The organism is Sphingobacterium litopenaei, assembly GCF_014692495.1.
Lineage (GTDB): Bacteria > Bacteroidota > Bacteroidia > Sphingobacteriales > Sphingobacteriaceae > Sphingobacterium > Sphingobacterium litopenaei.
The window spans coordinates 1-17,878 of sequence record NZ_JACOIJ010000010.1 but is presented as its reverse complement, the minus strand read 5'-3'; the positions used below and the strand labels follow the sequence as shown (position 1 = coordinate 17,878).

General features: G+C 35.8%; 19 protein-coding genes and 1 tRNA gene. 10 read left to right on the top strand and 10 right to left on the bottom strand.

Annotated features, from left to right (window positions below):
- Positions 1-122: 122 nt before the first annotated feature.
- Entirely contained in the window at positions 123-1,001 is an 879-nt protein-coding gene (locus tag H8B04_RS07080; protein ID WP_190301890.1) for a 1-aminocyclopropane-1-carboxylate deaminase/D-cysteine desulfhydrase, read from the top strand.
- Between the two features lie 37 nt (positions 1,002-1,038).
- Positions 1,039-1,803 (top strand): type I methionyl aminopeptidase, encoded by a 765-nt coding sequence (map, locus tag H8B04_RS07075; RefSeq protein ID WP_165289817.1) that lies wholly within the window; start codon positions 1,039-1,041, stop codon positions 1,801-1,803.
- Here map and H8B04_RS07070 read toward each other — a convergent pair.
- The 5 genes from H8B04_RS07070 to fbaA form a co-directional block, all read right to left on the bottom strand.
- On the bottom strand, positions 1,800-2,249 hold the full coding sequence (locus tag H8B04_RS07070) for a GreA/GreB family elongation factor (protein ID WP_165289818.1): 450 nt from the start codon (positions 2,247-2,249) through the stop codon (positions 1,800-1,802). The genes map and H8B04_RS07070 overlap by 4 nt on opposite strands.
- Before the next feature lie 64 nt (positions 2,250-2,313).
- Entirely contained in the window at positions 2,314-2,829 is a 516-nt protein-coding gene (locus H8B04_RS07065; protein WP_190301889.1) for a hypothetical protein, read from the bottom strand.
- 66 nt (positions 2,830-2,895) lie between these two features.
- Complete coding sequence (locus H8B04_RS07060) at positions 2,896-3,780, bottom strand: bifunctional 5,10-methylenetetrahydrofolate dehydrogenase/5,10-methenyltetrahydrofolate cyclohydrolase (protein WP_190301887.1); 885 nt, start codon at positions 3,778-3,780, stop codon at positions 2,896-2,898.
- Positions 3,781-3,811: 31 nt separating this feature from the next.
- Positions 3,812-5,602 (bottom strand): translation elongation factor 4, encoded by a 1,791-nt coding sequence (gene lepA / locus H8B04_RS07055; RefSeq protein ID WP_165289821.1) that lies wholly within the window; start codon positions 5,600-5,602, stop codon positions 3,812-3,814.
- A gap of 153 nt (positions 5,603-5,755) precedes the next feature.
- Complete coding sequence (gene fbaA, locus H8B04_RS07050; RefSeq protein WP_165289822.1) at positions 5,756-6,835, bottom strand: class II fructose-bisphosphate aldolase; 1,080 nt, start codon at positions 6,833-6,835, stop codon at positions 5,756-5,758.
- A gap of 302 nt (positions 6,836-7,137) precedes the next feature.
- Between fbaA and H8B04_RS07045 the strand changes: the two genes are divergently transcribed.
- From H8B04_RS07045 to H8B04_RS07025, 5 genes are all read left to right on the top strand, one after another.
- On the top strand, positions 7,138-7,491 hold the full coding sequence (locus tag H8B04_RS07045; RefSeq protein ID WP_165289823.1) for a Spx/MgsR family RNA polymerase-binding regulatory protein: 354 nt from the start codon (positions 7,138-7,140) through the stop codon (positions 7,489-7,491).
- A complete protein-coding gene (locus H8B04_RS07040) occupies positions 7,488-9,443 on the top strand; it encodes a M1 family metallopeptidase (protein ID WP_190301885.1) in 1,956 nt (651 codons plus the stop codon). The genes H8B04_RS07045 and H8B04_RS07040 overlap by 4 nt, the downstream gene beginning before the upstream one ends.
- Entirely contained in the window at positions 9,444-10,118 is a 675-nt protein-coding gene (locus H8B04_RS07035) for a hypothetical protein (RefSeq protein ID WP_190301883.1), read from the top strand.
- A gap of 439 nt (positions 10,119-10,557) precedes the next feature.
- Positions 10,558-10,989, top strand: coding sequence for a hypothetical protein (locus H8B04_RS07030; protein WP_190301882.1), 432 nt, complete (start codon positions 10,558-10,560; stop codon positions 10,987-10,989).
- Positions 10,990-11,011: 22 nt separating this feature from the next.
- The gene (locus H8B04_RS07025; RefSeq protein WP_190301881.1) at positions 11,012-11,671 is read left to right on the top strand and encodes a hypothetical protein; all 660 of its coding nucleotides are present in this window, start codon (positions 11,012-11,014) and stop codon (positions 11,669-11,671) included.
- 45 nt (positions 11,672-11,716) lie between these two features.
- Here H8B04_RS07025 and H8B04_RS07020 read toward each other — a convergent pair whose 3' ends face one another.
- The gene (locus H8B04_RS07020) at positions 11,717-12,343 is read right to left on the bottom strand and encodes a carbohydrate-binding family 9-like protein (RefSeq protein WP_165289827.1); all 627 of its coding nucleotides are present in this window, start codon (positions 12,341-12,343) and stop codon (positions 11,717-11,719) included.
- 3 nt (positions 12,344-12,346) lie between these two features.
- Positions 12,347-13,462, bottom strand: coding sequence for a phosphotransferase enzyme family protein (locus H8B04_RS07015; RefSeq protein WP_190301880.1), 1,116 nt, complete (start codon positions 13,460-13,462; stop codon positions 12,347-12,349).
- 155 nt (positions 13,463-13,617) lie between these two features.
- Here H8B04_RS07015 and H8B04_RS07010 point away from each other — a divergent pair, with 155 nt between their 5' ends.
- Positions 13,618-14,943 (top strand): hemolysin family protein, encoded by a 1,326-nt coding sequence (locus H8B04_RS07010; RefSeq protein ID WP_165289829.1) that lies wholly within the window; start codon positions 13,618-13,620, stop codon positions 14,941-14,943.
- Here the strand turns inward: H8B04_RS07010 and trxA are convergent.
- Positions 14,940-15,239, bottom strand: a complete 300-nt coding sequence (gene trxA, locus H8B04_RS07005; protein ID WP_165289830.1) for a thioredoxin — start codon at positions 15,237-15,239, stop codon at positions 14,940-14,942. The two genes, H8B04_RS07010 and trxA, sit on opposite strands and share 4 nt — an antisense overlap.
- Positions 15,240-15,251: 12 nt before the next feature.
- On the bottom strand, positions 15,252-16,106 hold the full coding sequence (locus H8B04_RS07000) for a glycoside hydrolase family 25 protein (RefSeq protein ID WP_165289831.1): 855 nt from the start codon (positions 16,104-16,106) through the stop codon (positions 15,252-15,254).
- A gap of 47 nt (positions 16,107-16,153) precedes the next feature.
- Between H8B04_RS07000 and H8B04_RS06995 the strand changes: the two genes are divergently transcribed.
- Both H8B04_RS06995 and H8B04_RS06990 read left to right on the top strand, forming a co-directional pair.
- A complete protein-coding gene (locus H8B04_RS06995) occupies positions 16,154-17,038 on the top strand; it encodes a bestrophin family protein (protein ID WP_165289832.1) in 885 nt (294 codons plus the stop codon).
- A gap of 117 nt (positions 17,039-17,155) precedes the next feature.
- A tRNA-Ser gene (locus H8B04_RS06990) sits at positions 17,156-17,240 on the top strand.
- A gap of 96 nt (positions 17,241-17,336) precedes the next feature.
- On the opposite strand, the gene H8B04_RS06985 is transcribed toward H8B04_RS06990, so the two are convergent.
- A partial coding sequence (locus H8B04_RS06985; protein ID WP_190301879.1) for an ISAon1 family transposase occupies positions 17,337-17,878 on the bottom strand: 542 nt, incomplete at its 5' end.

Below are 17,878 nucleotides of genomic sequence, written 5' to 3'. Positions count from 1 at the left end.
GTTACAAAAGTAAAGGAAATAAGCCGAAATCTATTAACTTTGGGCAGTTCTACAACTAAAATCATTGATAATTCAGCGATTATATTTATGGAGCTAAATAATAAAATTAGGAATTAGCGCACATGCACATTTATAGCCCAGAACAAAAGATTGAACATCTACTCTACAAATCCAAAAATGTACAGGTCTATCTCAAAAGAGATGATATGATTCATCCTTTTATCTCAGGGAATAAATGGCGTAAATTAAAATATAACCTGCAAAAAGCACAAGAAGAACAAAAGACAACCTTAGTCACCTTTGGTGGAGCGTGGTCCAACCATCTATTAGCAACAGCTTGTTCAGGTGCAACTTATCAGTATAAAACTATTGGCTTTGTACGCGGTGAAGATATCAATAATCCCGTGCTGGATATGTGTAAGCTTTTTGGGATGAAACTGCGATTTGTTTCAAGAGAGGACTATAAGGATAAGCTAAAGCTTTTCGAGCAATTAGAAAATAAAGAAAAATGCTATTTTATTGATGAAGGCGGCGCTAATTCAGAGGCGACTTGGGGATGCAAAGAATTGGTTGATGAATTAGCAAATACTTATGACCACATCTTTTGTGCTGCTGGAACAGGAACTACAGCAGCTGGAATAGCACAAGGAATTCAAGAACAAAATCTAAAAACGAAACTACACGTTATTCCTGTTTTGAAAAATGGTGGTTTTATCTTAGATGAAATCCAAAAGTACCATGCGCCTATTGATCAAATAGAATTACATCTAGATTATCACTTTGGCGGATATGCAAAAGTAAAGCCCGAACTAATAAATTTTGTCAAAAATTATATCAAAGCTACCGGTGTCATGATAGAACCGACCTATACGGGTAAAGCAATGTATGCTTTGCACGATTTAATTGAAAAAGATTATTTTCAAGAAGGAACCAAAATCCTAATTGTCCATACTGGAGGATTGACTGGCTTATTGGGACAATTAGAAAAGTTTGATAAATGATATTTCTTTATCTTTAACTATATAAATATTATTACTCATGTCAATTAGCAACGAACAAGAGTTATTAGGTATGCAAAAAGCTGCAAATGCAGTTGCATACACTCTAAGGAAAATGGTTGAGTTTACCAAAGTTGGAATGTCAACAAAGGAATTGGACAATTATGGTGCTAGTATCCTTACTTCTATGTATGCTAATTCTGCACCTAATAAAACATATGGCTTTCCTGGATATACGTGTATAAGTGTAAATAAAGAATTTTGTCACGGCATACCTTCTGAAAACCGTATTTTGAAAGATGGAGATTTAATAAACATCGATGTTTCAGCAGAATTAAACGGTTTTTGGGCGGATAATGGTTGTTCCTTTGTTTTAGGAAAAGATATTTATAACCACCAAAAATTAGTAGACGCGTCAAAAGAAATATTGCAAAAAACTTTGGATAATATTCGTGGTGGTGTTAAAATTGCTGATATAGGACATTTGATGGAAACTGAAGCCAAAAAGCGCGGATATAAAGTTATCAAAAACTTAGGTGGGCATGGTGTTGGAAAAAGTTTACACGAAGATCCAGATGAGTTACTAAACTATAGAAACCGTTTTGATCAACGTCGCTTCAAGAAAAATTCAGTTGTAGCGATAGAAACATTTATATCAACAAATTCAACATATGCTATCGAATTAAATGATGGTTGGACAATGATTGGCGACAAAGGAGGCTATATGGCACAACATGAACATACTATCTTAATTACTGACGGAAAACCAATTATTCTAACAGCAGACAATAAGATTTTCAATTAATACAAATCTTTAATCACTTGTTTAGCCCCATTAAACTCAAAAGACTCACCTACAGCCTTTCCTACAAGTACTTTTCCAATTGGTGAAGCTGTAGAAATACTAAATATTTTCTGATCTCCTACGCTTACTAAACCAATACTTGTTGCCAAAAAATAAATCGCTTTATCGGTTTGTATCACTGAGCCAAGACCAGCTTTGTTGCTTTCAACTTTTTGCGTTTTAATACGGTTCAATATTTCGGTATCTTGATTCAGAACTTTCAATTGTTGTTCATAACGATTCAAATCTTGTTGAATCATTTCACGGCTTGTCTCATACTTATCCCCTGCGCTACTTTTGGTATCATCATGTAGACTTTGATTAGCATCCTGAATTGCAAAATTTACCTGATCAATTTTTTGATTCAAGATTGAAAAACACGCCTCAACAATTTGTTCTTTATTCATAGCACAAAAATAAGTAAAGCGCCTATCATTCGATAGACGCTTCACAAAATACTTTAATTATAGATTATTTTAAAGCTTCTTTTAGTTCGTTAGCTTTTTTCTTAGTCTTATCTGCTGCATCCTTAGCGGCTGCTTCAGTTTTGTCAGCAGCATCCTTTGCAGCATCTCCTACTTTCTTAGCTCCGCTTTCGATTTTATCACCTGTTTTTTCAGCGGCATCCTCAGTTGCATCTACAGCATCATTAATACCATCTTTTGCTTTGTCAGCAGCATGTTGCATATCTGCTTTTGCCTTTTCCCAAACAGTTTCTGCATCAGCTAAAGTTTTACGAGCTGCAGCTTCAGCTTCTTTATCTCCTCTTTCAATTGCAGCATCCAGATCAGCTTTAGCTTGATTATAGTCTTCTTCTGCTTTATGATACGCATCATGTGCTGCATCGTTCAAGTGATCATGTGTGTGATCCACATGCTCTCCTACTGAAACTTCGCCGTCATTATTTCTATCTTTTGACGGATTATTATTACACGCAGTAAATGTTAAAGCTGCTGTTGCAACAGCTAATAATGCAATTTTTTTCATACTATTTAAGTTTAAAAATTTATTAACTGTTATTGTTTTACAATTCTTATGCCAAAGAAACTTTAACTATTTCGTGTAGATAGTACCTTTTGCGGCTTCCAAAGTGTTCTTTAATAGACCAACAATAGTCATCAAACCTACACCTCCTGGTACCGGAGTAATCCAAGATGCTTTTTTAGAAACTTCTTCAAAGTCAACGTCACCGTATAATTTGAAACCTGATTTTGTTTCTGTAGAGTTTTCTCTATTGATACCTACGTCAATGACGATAGCACCATCTTTTACCATATCAGCAGTAACGAAGTTCTTTTTACCGATAGCAGCTACAACGATGTCTCCACGCAATACTTCAGTTTTCAAATCTGCAGTACGGCTATGTGTTAAAGTCACGGTACAGTTACCTGGATTGCTATTGCGTGCCAATAAAATACTCATCGGCGAGCCCACTATATTACTACGACCAACGACTACAGCATGTTTACCAGATGTATCAATACCATAATGCTCCAACATCATCATAATTCCATAAGGTGTCGCAGGAATAAAACATGGCAAATTACGTTGCATACGACCCAAGTTGATTGGGTGGAAACCATCAACATCCTTGCGATAATCAATAGCTTCGGTAATCTTATCAGGATCAATATGTTTTGGTAATGGCAATTGAACAATTAATCCATCAATGGTATCATCTTGATTGATTTCTTGAATTTTTGCGATTAATTCTTCTTCTGTAATATCAACGCCGTAACGAATATTAGTAGATTCAAAACCTACCAATTCACAGTTACGCATTTTACTTGCTACATATGTTTCGCTGCCACCGTCATTACCTACTAAAATAGCAACCAAATGAGGCTTACGACCAGCTTTAGCCGTAAATTCTGCAGCTTCTTTCTTAATATCTTCTTTAATCTTAGCGGATACTTCTTTACCGTCTAATAATCTCATGCTTATATATTTTTATAGGTTGATCTACAAATTAATCTAATTTCAACACCGCCATAAACGCCGATTGAGGAATCTCTACGTTACCGACTTGACGCATACGTTTTTTACCTTTTTTCTGTTTCTCCAACAATTTACGCTTACGCGAAATATCACCACCATAACATTTAGCCGTTACATCTTTACGTAAAGCTGAAATAGTTTCACGCGCGATAATTTTCGCACCAATAGAAGCTTGTATACGAATTTCGAATTGTTGACGAGGTAAAAGTTCTTTTAATTTTTCACAGATTTTTTTACCAAAATCGTACGCATTACTACGGTGAATCAAGGATGACAATGCATCTACTGGCTCATCGTTCAAACGAATATCTAATTTCACCAAATCCGATTGCCTGTATCCAATCTGGTGGTAATCAAAAGATGCATAACCTTTAGAAATGGTTTTCAACTTATCATAGAAATCGAATACAATTTCACCCATCGGCATCTCGAACACCAATTCCACACGATCCGAAGTTAAGTATGATTGATTAATAATAGTACCACGTTTTTGGATACAAAGAGACATTACAGGACCAACGAAATCCGCTTTTGTAATGATGTTTGCTTTAATATATGGTTCTTCGATAGAATCCAATTTACTAGGATCTGGTAAATCCGAAGGGTTGTGAACAATGATTTCTTCGTTATCTTTTGTCAAATATGCTTTGTAAGAAACGTTGGGAACTGTGGTGATTACAGTCATATTGAACTCACGCTCCAAACGCTCTTGGATAATCTCCATATGCAGCATGCCCAAGAAACCACAACGGAAACCAAAACCTAAAGCCGCAGAAGATTCGGGTTCGAAAACCAACGAAGCATCATTCAATTGCAAACGGTGCATAGACTCACGCAATTCTTCGAAGTCTTCAGTATCTACTGGATAAATACCGGCAAATACCATTGGTTTTACCTCTTCAAAACCTTGGATAGCTTCTTTACACGGGTTATCTTTTGTAGTGATTGTATCTCCTACTTTTACTTCCCGTGCTTCTTTGATACCGGAGATGATATAACCTACGTCACCTGTTTTGATTACTTCTTTCGGTACTTGATTTAATTTCAATGTTCCTACTTCATCCGCAAAATATTCTTTGCCCGTAGCAACGAATTTTACCCTATCACCTTTACGAATCTCGCCATTTTCTACTTTGAAATACGCCATGATACCGCGAAACGAGTTGAACACCGAGTCAAAAATCAAAGCTTGCAATGGCGCATTTGGATCACCAACTGGTGCAGGTACACGCTCTACAATCGCTCTTAAAATATCAGGAATCCCCAAACCTGTTTTACCAGATGCTGGGATAATATCTTCACGTTTACCACCAATCAAATCAATGATTTGGTCTTTCACTTCTTCTGGCATTGCTCCAGGCAAGTCCATTTTATTTAGGATAGGAATGATTTCTAAATCATGCTCCATTGCCAAATAAAGGTTCGAAATAGTTTGCGCCTGAATACCTTGCGAAGCATCCACGATTAATAATGCACCTTCACACGCCGCGATTGAACGAGATACTTCATAAGAGAAATCCACGTGTCCTGGCGTATCGATCAAATTCAAAGTATATTTTTCACCATCTTGAATATAATCCATTTGAATAGCGTGCGATTTGATGGTGATACCACGCTCACGTTCCAAATCCATATTATCCAAAAGTTGAGCTTGTGCTTCTCTTTGCGAAATTGTGTTGGTGTATTCTAATAATCTATCCGCCAAGGTACTTTTACCGTGGTCAATGTGTGCTATAATACAAAAATTACGTATATGCTTCATACAGGTTTTATGCCTTCAAATTAAAAAGCAAATATACTGTATTTATATCAAGAAATATGCACTAAAATGAGCTGTACAAAGAGTTTTTTACAGCAAAAGAAAAGGGTTATCGATGTTCAATCAATAACCCTCAACTATATATAATGTTTGGTATTACAATTTACTGTTTACGTCAATAGCATTCAATTCCGCGAAAGCTTGTTTTAAGCGCTCAACGAAAGCTTCCTCTCCTTTGCGTAACCATACACGAGGATCGTAGTATTTTTTGTTAGGTGAATCTTCACCTTCAGGATTACCAATTTGACTTTGTAAGTAATCGTGGTTTTTAGCTTCGTAAGCACGAACACCATCCCACATAGCCCATTGCATATCTGTATCGATGTTCATTTTGATAGCGCCGTAAGAGATAGCTTCAGCGATTTCTTCTGGAGAAGAACCCGAACCACCGTGGAATACGAAGTTTACTGGTTTTTCAGCTTCTAAATTAAATTTCTCACGAATGTACTCTTGAGAGTTGTGTAAGATAACTGGTTGTAATTTCACGTTACCTGGTTTGTATACACCATGTACGTTACCAAAAGCAGCAGCTACTGTGAATTTATCAGATACTTTAGATAATTCTTCATAAGCGTACGCTACTTCTTCAGGTTGAGTGTATAATTTAGAGCTATCAACATCTGAGTTGTCTACACCGTCTTCTTCACCACCAGTCACACCCAATTCGATTTCTACAGTCATACCTAGTGGTTTCATACGAGCTAAGTATTTAGCAGAGATTTCGATATTTTCTTCGATAGGCTCTTCTGATAAATCCAACATGTGCGAAGAGAATAAAGGCTTACCGTTTTGTGCAAAGAATTTTTCACCAGCATCTAATAAACCATCGATCCAAGGAAGTAATTTTTTAGCAGCGTGATCCGTATGCAAGATTACTGCAACACCATAATGCTCAGCTAATAAATGAACATGTTGAGCAGCTGAAACAGCACCCAAGATACATGCTTTTAATCCATCGTTATTTAATGTTTTACCAGCATAAAATTGTGCACCACCATTAGACAATTGCACGATAACTGGAGAGTTAACAGCTTTTGCTGTTTCTAGAACTGCATTAATAGAGTTAGTACCTATTACGTTTACAGCAGGTAAAGCAAATTTGTGTTTTTTAGCAATTTCAAATAACTCTTGAACTTGATCACCTGTCAAAACACCTTTATAATCTTTTAGGCTCATTTTTGTATTATTTTTAATGAAGTTATAAAAATATAATTAATTTATCATTAAAAAAAATAATAGTGTAAAAAATACACTATGAAAATGAATTTTTTATAAAATTATCCTAATCCTTCTTCTTTCTAACATTATGAAATAGAAACATATAGCCATCTAAAATTATTGAATATGACTAAACCTATGAAAACCATATCTCGAGATTTTTCAATATAAATGATATAAGTTTACCTATTTTTAACAACCTAAGAATTGAAATAATACTTACTTTTATAGTAATATATTAAGAGCTAAAACGAATAAATATGTTAAACGTCTACGGAATCAAGAATTGTAACACAGTAAAAAAAGCTTTGGATTGGCTGAATGAAAACCAGATCGCTTATACTTTCCACGATTATAAAAAAGAACCCGCTCAAGATTCAAAACTAATGGAATGGCAAAAGCTAACGTCTTGGGAAAATTTAGTAAATAAAAAAGGAACTACTTGGAAAAAGCTTTCTGCAGAACAGCAAGCTGCTGTAGTAGATGAAAAATCTGCCCGTGAAGTTTTATTAAGTAACAACAGTATGATTAAACGTCCAGTTATCGAATTGGAAAATGATATCATATTGGGATTTGATGAAGAAACCTATAAACAAAAATTATCTAATTTATGATAAAGAATATATCTAACTGCCTTTTACTAAGTCTTGCATTATTATCTTCGCAAACTTTAGTAGCACAACAACCGAAAAGCGATTACAATTATAGCGAAGCTTTTGGTCCTAATTTTTATACTTCTAATGGAACAGAATATCGTTCTGCAAGCGGAAAACCCGGCCCACAATATTGGCAGAATGCTGCCAGCTACGACATCAAAGCTACTTTGAATGATAAACAAGATAAAATAAAAGGTTCTTTAACAATAACGTATACCAATAATAGTCCAGAAGCTTTGGACTTTGTCTGGTTTCAGTTAGATCAAAATCTTTTTAATTCCCAGTCACGTGGACAAGCGACTATTCCTTTGACAGAAAGCCGTTACGGAAGTGCCAGTAGCACTTTTGACGGTGGTTATAAATTATCAAATGTCAAAATCAATAATGCAACAACTACGGATTATGTAATTACCGATACGAGAATGCGTATTAATTTACCGAAATCTTTAGAAGCTAAAGGTGGTAAAATCACCTTTGCTATGGATTTTGAATTTTCTATTCCAGAATATGGCGCGGACAGAACAGGTATTTTACCAACAAAAAACGGGAAGATATATGCTATCGCACAATGGTATCCACGTGTAGCGGTATTCGATGATGTTTTAGGTTGGAATACGCATCCGTATACTGGACCAGGTGAATTTTATTTAGAATTTGGTGATTTTAATGTAGAAATTACTGCGCCTGCTAATCATATTGTGGCATTAGGTGGTGAGTTATTGAATCCTGCAGAAGTATGGACTGCTACGCAACTATCCCGCTATAATGAAGCGAAAAAATCAGACAAAACAGTCATGATTCGTTCATTAGCAGAAGTAACAGATAAGAATTCTCGACCGAATAAAAAGGAACTTACATGGAAGTATCGTTTAGAAAATGCGCATGACGTAGCTTGGACTGCTTCTACATCATTCATCGTAGATGGTGCAAAGATTAATCTTCCTTCCGGAAAAACAAGTTTAGCACTTTCCCTATATCCAGAAGAAAGCAATGGCAAAAATGGATGGGAACGCTCTACAGAATACACAAAAGCTTCTATTGAGCATTATTCCACCAAATGGTTTGAATACCCTTATCCTGTTGCCGTAAATGTCGCTTCTAATGTTGGCGGTATGGAGTATCCAGGATTATCTTTCTGTGGTTATAAAGCTAAAGGCGGAGACTTATGGGGCGTAACAGATCATGAATTTGGTCACAACTGGTTTCCGATGATTGTGGGTAGCAACGAAAGATTACACGCGTGGATGGATGAAGGCTTTAATACGTTTATCAATGAGATTTCTACAGCGCATTTTAATAAAGGCGAATACAACAGATCTTTCGGAAGTAAGAATAGTTTAACTCAAGCCACATTCAATCCTTCATTAGAACCTGTGATGAATTCTCCTCAAACGATGAGAGAAAGAAACATAGGTATATTAGCGTATTACAAACCAGCATATGCCTTGCGATTATTGCGCGAAGAAATTATAGGTCCTGAGCGTTTCGATGTTGCTTTCCGCAAATACATAGAATATTGGGCTTACAAACACCCCACTCCAACGGACTTTTTCCGTACTATCGAAAATGAAACAGGCGAAAATTTAAATTGGTTTTGGAGAGGAATGTTCCAAAATAACTGGCAAATGGATCAAGGCATTTCAGAGGTTCGTTATATAGAGTTGGATGAAAAGAAAGGCGCATTGGTTACCGTACAAAATTTAGGTAAACTTCCAATGCCAATTGAAGTGGAAGCTACTACAGAAAGTGGACAGAAAGTAACGACTAAACTTCCTGTAGAAATCTGGGAAAGGAATAAAGTCTGGACATTCAAGTTGAATACTACAGAAAAACTTACTTCTGTAAGATTAGATCCACGTAATGTTTATCCCGACATTAATCCAGAAAACAATACTTGGAGAGCCAAATAAATGATTAAATATATTATTATAACAGTTCTTACTGCGATATCGAGCTTTGCTCAAGCGCAGCACATTAATGGCTTTATCTACGATTTAGTTAGCAGCCAACCCTTGAATAATGTAGAAATAAAAAACCTACGTACCAATGAAATTGCCAATTCCAACCGAGACGGCTCTTTCAAAATTGCGGGCGAAGTAAATGATTATTTGGGCGTTCAAATTTTAGGCTATAATACAGATACTATCTTCTATTATGACGAAGCGGTTCGTCGAATTTATTTGAATAAAGACGAAAACATCCTTCATATTGACGAGGTTTTAGTCAAGAGAATGACGGACAATGTGCTCGCACAAGAACTAGAAAAGGCAAAGAATGCAGGAAAAATTGTAGAAGTTCCCAGAAATCAAGGTGGAGTAAAAATATCACCGTCTCGCCTTTTAGGGCGTGAAGCAAAAAATGCGCGTCGAAGCGTTGATATACTCTACGAAGAATTTCAAGCCAGAAAGATCGATCGCAAATTTACCAAGCATCTAATTGGATCATTGCTACCATTAAATGATGCCGATATAGCCTTATTTCGAGAACGATTTAGACCTACGGTAGAGTTCATTGAAAACTCCAGCCCTGAAGATCTAAAAGTTTATATTATAGAAAGTTATACCACATTTAAAAAAATAAAATAAGTAAGAGCGAATCGATTGATTCGCTCTTACTTTTTAACAACTTTTTTAAGTAAATACTCAAAAACTTCTTGATAGGGTAAAGTTATAATCGTAAATTGACTTAAATCACACTAACCCTAGAATGGAATTTTTAATTAAAATATTAATCTATATCCATGCCTTCTTTGGTGGATTAGGATTGCTATCGGGTGTAGCAAGTCTATATGTTAGAAAAGAAAGAACAAAACACCGAAACTCCGGTCAAATATTTTCCTTTTCTATGCTGATTAGTTCAGGACTATCTTTAGTCATTGCCATACTCCCCAATCATCAAAATACTTTTCTTTTTTTAATCGGACTCTTTACCATTTATTTGATATAATCTGGAAATCGCGCTTTATCATTTAGAGATTCTAATAAATTGTCGGCTAATACCACCGATAAAGTTATCTCTGGAAGTATGTTTCTTATTGCGCTAATAATGCTAATTGTCGCGACTTTCAAATGGATAGCTGAACACGAAGATGCTATATTTTTCTTATTCTTTGGAGCGATAGGCTTATTCTTGGGAATAAATGATTTTAGAAATTACAAATTTTACAGATTCCAAAAAATTGCTTGGTTGAAAAGTCACATTGGTCGCATGATAGGAGCTTTAATAGCAGCTTTTACGGCATTTCTAGTAACAGGGTTACAACGAAATGATATAATCTTTTGGATTACTCCTACTTTTATTGGTATTATCATCATTACTTATTGGACAAAAAAAGTAAGAAAAAGAGGTTTTATAAAAGAAGTTTATAAAATCAAATTTTGTCATTCGATTTTTGATTTTATTTGTGATCTATTAAGTAAAAATAATGTAGCTTGCACGCCAATTATTACGTCATAATCACACTTACACACCTTTACTAATGGAAACATTTATAAAAACATTAATTTATATCCACGCTTTTTTAGGGGGATTAGGACTGTTATCTGGACTTTCAAGCGTATATTTTCGAAAGAGAAATACTTCACACAAAAAATCTGGTAAAATATTCAGTGCAGCTATGATCAGCAGTTCTCTTATTTCGTTGATAATTGCGCGGTTGCCGAATCACGAAAACACCTTTTTATTTCTAATTGGCTTATTCACTATCTATATGATTTTAGCAGGTAATCGTGCGCTCACATTTAAAAGCAAAGAGAAATCCGCCGCAGATACATTGGACAAAATCATCTCGGGGTCAATGTTATTCATCAGTATCATCATGCTTGGATTGGGTGTATTGGGAATCCTACAGAAAATAGAAGGTTCTATATTGTATGTATTCTTTGCGGGATTTGGCTTATTTATGAGCGTAAATGATTTTAAGAATTTCAAAAGATTAACTACGAAAAACATAGCCTATCTGAAAAGCCATATTGGTCGAATGGTAGGTGCATTAATTGCTTCCTTTACCGCTTTCCTTGTCGCGGGGTTACACTTTAATGAAACCATTTACTGGATGGCGCCAACAGTTTTAGGAACAGTTTATATAATTTACTGGATTAAAAAAGTTGATAAGCATAAAGTTTCCACTATAAAATAAGAAAAGGCGAATCTTACGATTCGCCTTTTCTTATTTTATGGTTTTCTATATGAAATTTATCTCGCCAAAAAATTGGGGTTGGTGAAAGTTTGGTTTGGGTAAATCGATAGTACTCCAGGCTAAGAAGTGTGGTTGCGGAAGACCATCCCCACATTTATAAAAGTTTGCATGATACGTCTGACCTTCCAACGAAACTGCATTAAAAAGTGAGGTTGGAATCACCAAATAACTCTCCCACTCTTTACTACCTTTAATATTTTTCACTTGAATGTACGTATCCACTAATTCTATTTGCGCTGCAGATAAACGTGTTCTTTCTGACTTTACTGCCGATCCGTATCCTATCAAACCTGTACCCAATGCGTTGAATTCAAAATTGTAGTAGGTCTCTTTACCATCTAAGGAAAGAAAAAATTCCACACAGCTATCTTCCCATACATTTTCATTTGGTCGAATGTAAGAAGCTTTCACAAACTCTTCTTTCACATCGTAATGTATAAATATATGCTCTTTATCGTAAGCAATCTGAAACTTCACATCAGGTTGATATGGATATTCGTTAGCCCATGGAGCCTGATCGATAGCATGCCATTCCAATTCCTTGAAAACAAATTTTAAGGATTCCATCGTAATGGAGGGAATGTGAATTTTAGGTACTTCTAATGAACTCATTTACTAATTGATAGATAGTGTATTTTTCAAAATATCCTTCAGTACCGTTTCGTGTTGCTCCAATTCCTGAACGAGCTTTATTTGAGCACGAGTACGTACTAAATTGTGGTCAAGATAATGAATTTTGTAGTATAAATCACCATCTATATAATCAGTCAAGAAACGAACTGCCTGCATATAAGGCAATAATAACACCCCATAAAATAAAGATTCTATTTCCTCTTCGGTTAAAAATTCAGCGGCTTCTGCCAAATAACCTTCTGTATAAGCTTGAAACAATGGAATATTTAAAACTATTTTAGATAGGTCTTTTTCATCCTCAGCGGCTGAATTGATAATCGTGCGTATTGCATCACCAAAATCATAAGCTACATAACCTGGCATTACCGTATCCAGGTCAATCACACATTGTACATTATCATTCTCATCCAATAATACATTATTGAATTTGGTATCATTGTGCGTAATACGTAAAGGCAATTCACCATTTTCGGCCATGTGCAAAACGGTACGCATGCGATTTTCACGCGAGTTGATATAGTCTAATATATCTTTTACCTCATCTAGTCGATTAGCTTTATTTTCACGAATCGCATTTTTAAGATTATTCAATCTAAAATCAATATTGTGGAAATTTGGCAATACCTCTACAATTTTACGCGCATCTAGCGTAGATAATTGTTTTTGAAATTGTCCAAAAGCTCGCCCACCAGAGTAAGCTTGCTGATAAGTTTCTACGATATCGTAGCTTTTAACATTGTCTAACAATATAAATACTCTCCAATATTGACCATCCTGGTCTTTGTGGTAAAGCTTGCTGTCCTTGCAAGGAATAATCGTCAAAGTATGTTTTGTTACATCCTCCACACTACCTGCCATCACATTTTTCAAATGATCGGTGACCAATTGAATATTTTGCATCAATCCATCAATATTAGGAAATATATGGTGGTTAATCTTTTGCAATAAATAGGAAGTATCGGCATTATCTATGCGCACTCGAAATGTATCGTTAATATGGCCGGAACCAAATTTTTCGATACTTACGATTTCGCCAGAAATATCAAATTGAGAAACTACATTTTTGAGCTCAAAATAAACGTCATTGGTTAAATTCATGCACTTGATTTTCAAAATAATGACCAATATCAATAATTCATTGTATTAAATAAAGCTTTTTTTTATATCAAACGTTTGCACCATTTTCTTTCAGAATGGAATCATTTATCCTGATTTAATTTATTATATTCGTAATGAAGATTTTTATTTAATATATGATAACAGAAATAGTCGTCATTTTGGTGCTTATGGTACTTAATGGTATTTTGTCCGCCTCCGAAATCGCCATAGTATCCAGTAGAAAAGCACGATTACAATCCATAAGTGATGAAAATGCGGGCGCAAAAAGAGCCTTAAAACTTAAAGATGACCCCAATCAATTCTTATCTACCGTTCAAATAGGTATTACCTTAATTGGTATTTTAACTGGTTTTTTCTCTGGGGGCTCTATTTCAACTTACATCGCTGAACACCTGAAATCGATTCCTTCATTAGCTCCATATAGCGACACGCTTTCCGTAGGTATAGTTGTATTAATAATTACCTATATGTCCTTGGTTATTGGCGAACTGGTGCCCAAAAGAATTGGGATGGCTATACCAGAAAAATATGCTTCGCTCATCTCCAGACCAATGGACATCCTGAGCAAAATTGTAAAGCCGTTTGTTTGGTCATTATCTGTTTCGACTGATTTTATTGTTAAATTATTAAATATCAAAACTTCCAGCAATGCGGTAACAGAGGAAGAAATTAAAGCTTTAGTCGATGAAGGAGTGACTAGTGGCGTTATTGAAGGCTTTGAACATGATTTGGTAGATCGCTTGTTGACTATTGGCGATAAGCGCGCTTTGAATATTATGGTTCACCGCAATGATATTACATACTTGGATATTCAGGATTCCTTTGAGGAGATGCGGAAATATATTCTTAAGTCCAATCATACAGAGTACCCAGTCTGCGACGGACATTTTGATAATATGAAAGGTATTATTTCGGTGAAAGATTTATTGAAAGCCTTTTTATTGAATGATCATCCAGATATCGAAAAATTAATCCAGCCTATTCCATTTGTGAATGAAAACAGCGGAATATATTCTGTGTTGGAGATATTAAAAAGCAGCAGAGTGACACAAGCTGTTGTAATTGATGAGTACGGAACACCTCAAGGTATTATTACATTAAAAGATATCCTCGGAAATCTAGTTGGAACTTTCGATGAAGAAGCGAAAGAAAGTAAATCAAAATTGGTTCGTTTGCGCGAAGATGGCTCATACATCATAGATGGACGTTGTCAGCTTGATGATTTCTTCGAAAAATTTGAAATCCACCTAAGCGAAGATGACGAAGATGAAATTTCAAATATAACGACTGTCGGAGGACTGGTATTCCTTTATTTGGATCATATCCCTGCCGAAGGAGAATCCATCACCTACAAAGGTTACCATTTGGAAGTCATCGACATGGATGGCAACCGAATAGACAAGGTGGCGATGACAAAAATCAAATCACTAAATTCTGATATTACGGATAATATCGATTAGGCAGCATATTGCTGAATAATCGATATTAGATCTGATCTGGTTAATAGACCGCTTTGCCGCCACACCTGTTGACCAGATTTATATAATATCAAAGTCGGAACACCTTGCACCGAAAAACTTCTTGCCAAAGCATTGTTCTTATCCACATCAATTTTAATCACACTTAATCCTTCACCAAAGTGTTCTTTCACTTCTTTGAGAATGGGCGCTAATGTCTGACAAGGTCCACACCATTCTGCTGAAAAATCCACTAAAACCAAATTATTTTTCTCAATCAACTCTTTAAAACTTGCCATAACTTTTCTTTATTAATTAAAAGGGATACTCAATTTTTCCAAGTCTTCTACATCCAAATGATACATATTGAGATCCACAAAACCTTTAATTCCTTTAACGCTGCCTTTTTCCGAAAATTGCCAAATATCCCAATGTGCTTTAGGCGACTCTACCCAAAAATTATAATTAGCAATCCAAAGCTTGTAATCTTTAAATTCTTTCTCTAAGAAATCAGTAAAATAACTATCTCCTGAATATACAATAGGCTTGACTTTGTAATGCGCTTCTACCCGATCCAACCATCTTTTCAAACCTACACGCAGACTATCCATCGATTGCCTTCGCGGACGCTCTTCAATATCTAGAACAGGTGGAAGATCGCCCGGTTTTAATTTTACTGTTTTAATAAAATTATTAGCTTGTTTGATGGAATTTTCATTTGGCCTAAAATAATGATAAGCACCGCGCAGTTTATTAATGCGCTGTACAGCAGACCAATTTTGATCAAATTTACTATCCTTCCCTTTCTCTCCCATCGTGGCTCTTACAAAAACAAAATCTATAGGAAATTCTTCATTGATCAGACTTACAGAATCCCACAAAATCTTCCCTTGATATTGACTAATATCAATCCCAAAAGATTTATCCGAATGAGAATTCATCAATAATATATTACGCGCATCATGTTTACTCTTTTCAGAATCTCCTTTCTTGATTTCCTTATCAAAAAGTACGTGATAATAATACTTAACACTATGCCGGTAATTCCATATGGCAATCAAAACTATTACAGCAAATGGTATAGCAACGCTCCATATCAAATACCGCCTTCTCTCCTCTGCAGCTGATACAACATTTTTCTTGCTCCTTTTCTGATATTTCGCCATATTGCGACTAAAATAAGTTATTTCAAAATCTATATCAACTATAATTAATGAAAGTTTATAACCCGAAAGATTGGTTTCATACCATAAAACATTTGTTGAAATCTGATCATTCGAAAAAGATCTTCCCTATACTTTTACTTGTTTCTGCCTTTTCTTGGGGCGTAGCTTATCTCGAACTCGAATACCTCAATTTATCCGATAAAAGTTGGGTTAAAAATATCACCACCGTACATAATCTACTGGGATTTGTGCTTTCGTTAATTTTGGTTTTCCGTACCAATACCGCGTATGACAGGTGGTGGGAAGCACGCAAACAATGGGGAGCTTTGACGAACATAAGCCGTACCTTGAGTATAAAACTAAATGCTATGCTGCCCGTAGATGATAAAGTCAACCGTAATTTCTTCCGAAAATCCATACCGCTTTTTGCTGAGACATTATTTAGCTTCTTGAGGTCGGATTACACCAAATTTATGTTGGACGAAAAAGATCATCCTGAATTAGCTGATTTGGATGACAAAAAGCATGGACCTAATCAAGTAGCTTCCCTAATATTTAAAAAGGTGAATGCATTATATACAGAAAACAAAATTACGGGCGACCAGCTTCGAATCTTACATGAAGATATCACAGGGATGACTAATGTCTGTGGAGCATGTGAACGCATCAAAAATACGCCTATTCCCATTGCTTACAGTTCATTTATCAAGATATTTATTATCATTTATTCTATCACTCTTCCTGTAGGATATGTTTTCTCTATGGGTTATTTCGTAACGTTGGCGGTTCCGTTTATTTTCTATGTACTAATAACGATAGAAATGATAGGCGAATCCATTGAAGAACCTTTTGGTTTGGACTCTGACGATCTTCCAATAGATAAAATAGCAAATAATATCCGTAAGCATTGCCGCGAAATTCTTGCTCAATAGCCTCAAAAAGTGAATTTTTCTAGGAGAAAATAAAATAATTCACCTCATTTTCAAGGCATAAGCCTATTGTCGCAAAATAAGTTTTGTAGATCTAGTTAGAATTTCTACTTTTGTGGCGGAGAGTTGGCAGAGTGGTCGAATGCGGCGGTCTTGAAAACCGTTAACTGTCACAGGTTCGGGGGTTCGAATCCCTCACTCTCCGCAGAAAAAGCTTCATCAAAAGATGGAGCTTTTTGCATTTATAGCCTCAACAAGAACTCAAATCGGATCATACGGAAAGTTTGGGGGGTAAAGATTTTTAAGCATACAATTTCATCACTCTGTATAGGAAGAATGTTGTATCCCTTACGCCACGAAAGACACTCCTGAAAGCTTTGAGTTTTGTATTGAAAGATTCTGCGGAAGCATTGGTGCTTCTGTTGTCGAAGTAGTGTAGGATGTATTGATGATGCGCTGCAATAGATCGTGCTACGCTCTCAAAGGAAGTAATGCCCGCATTCTCAACCTGATTATGCCACAGGCCTAGTTTGGTAAATGCTACCTTTTTGTCCTTGCATTTATTGAAGATGTCCCCTAAGGCAATTCCAAGATCATAAGCCTGTTTTAGCTTGGGAAACCGCATGAACAACAATTCAGCACGATGTTTCTGGCTTTCGGACCATCGGCTCGGATGCTTGAACAATAGGTGTCTTGATCTAGCCAATAGCTGTTTGAGCGTATCACCATTAGGCAACAATTCTGCTTCATATGGGATTCCTCGCTTTCGCGACTCTATTATCTTCTTGCTTTCTGCATCTAATACTTCCCAACGGTATTTGATACGGAGTTCCTGCACGGCAT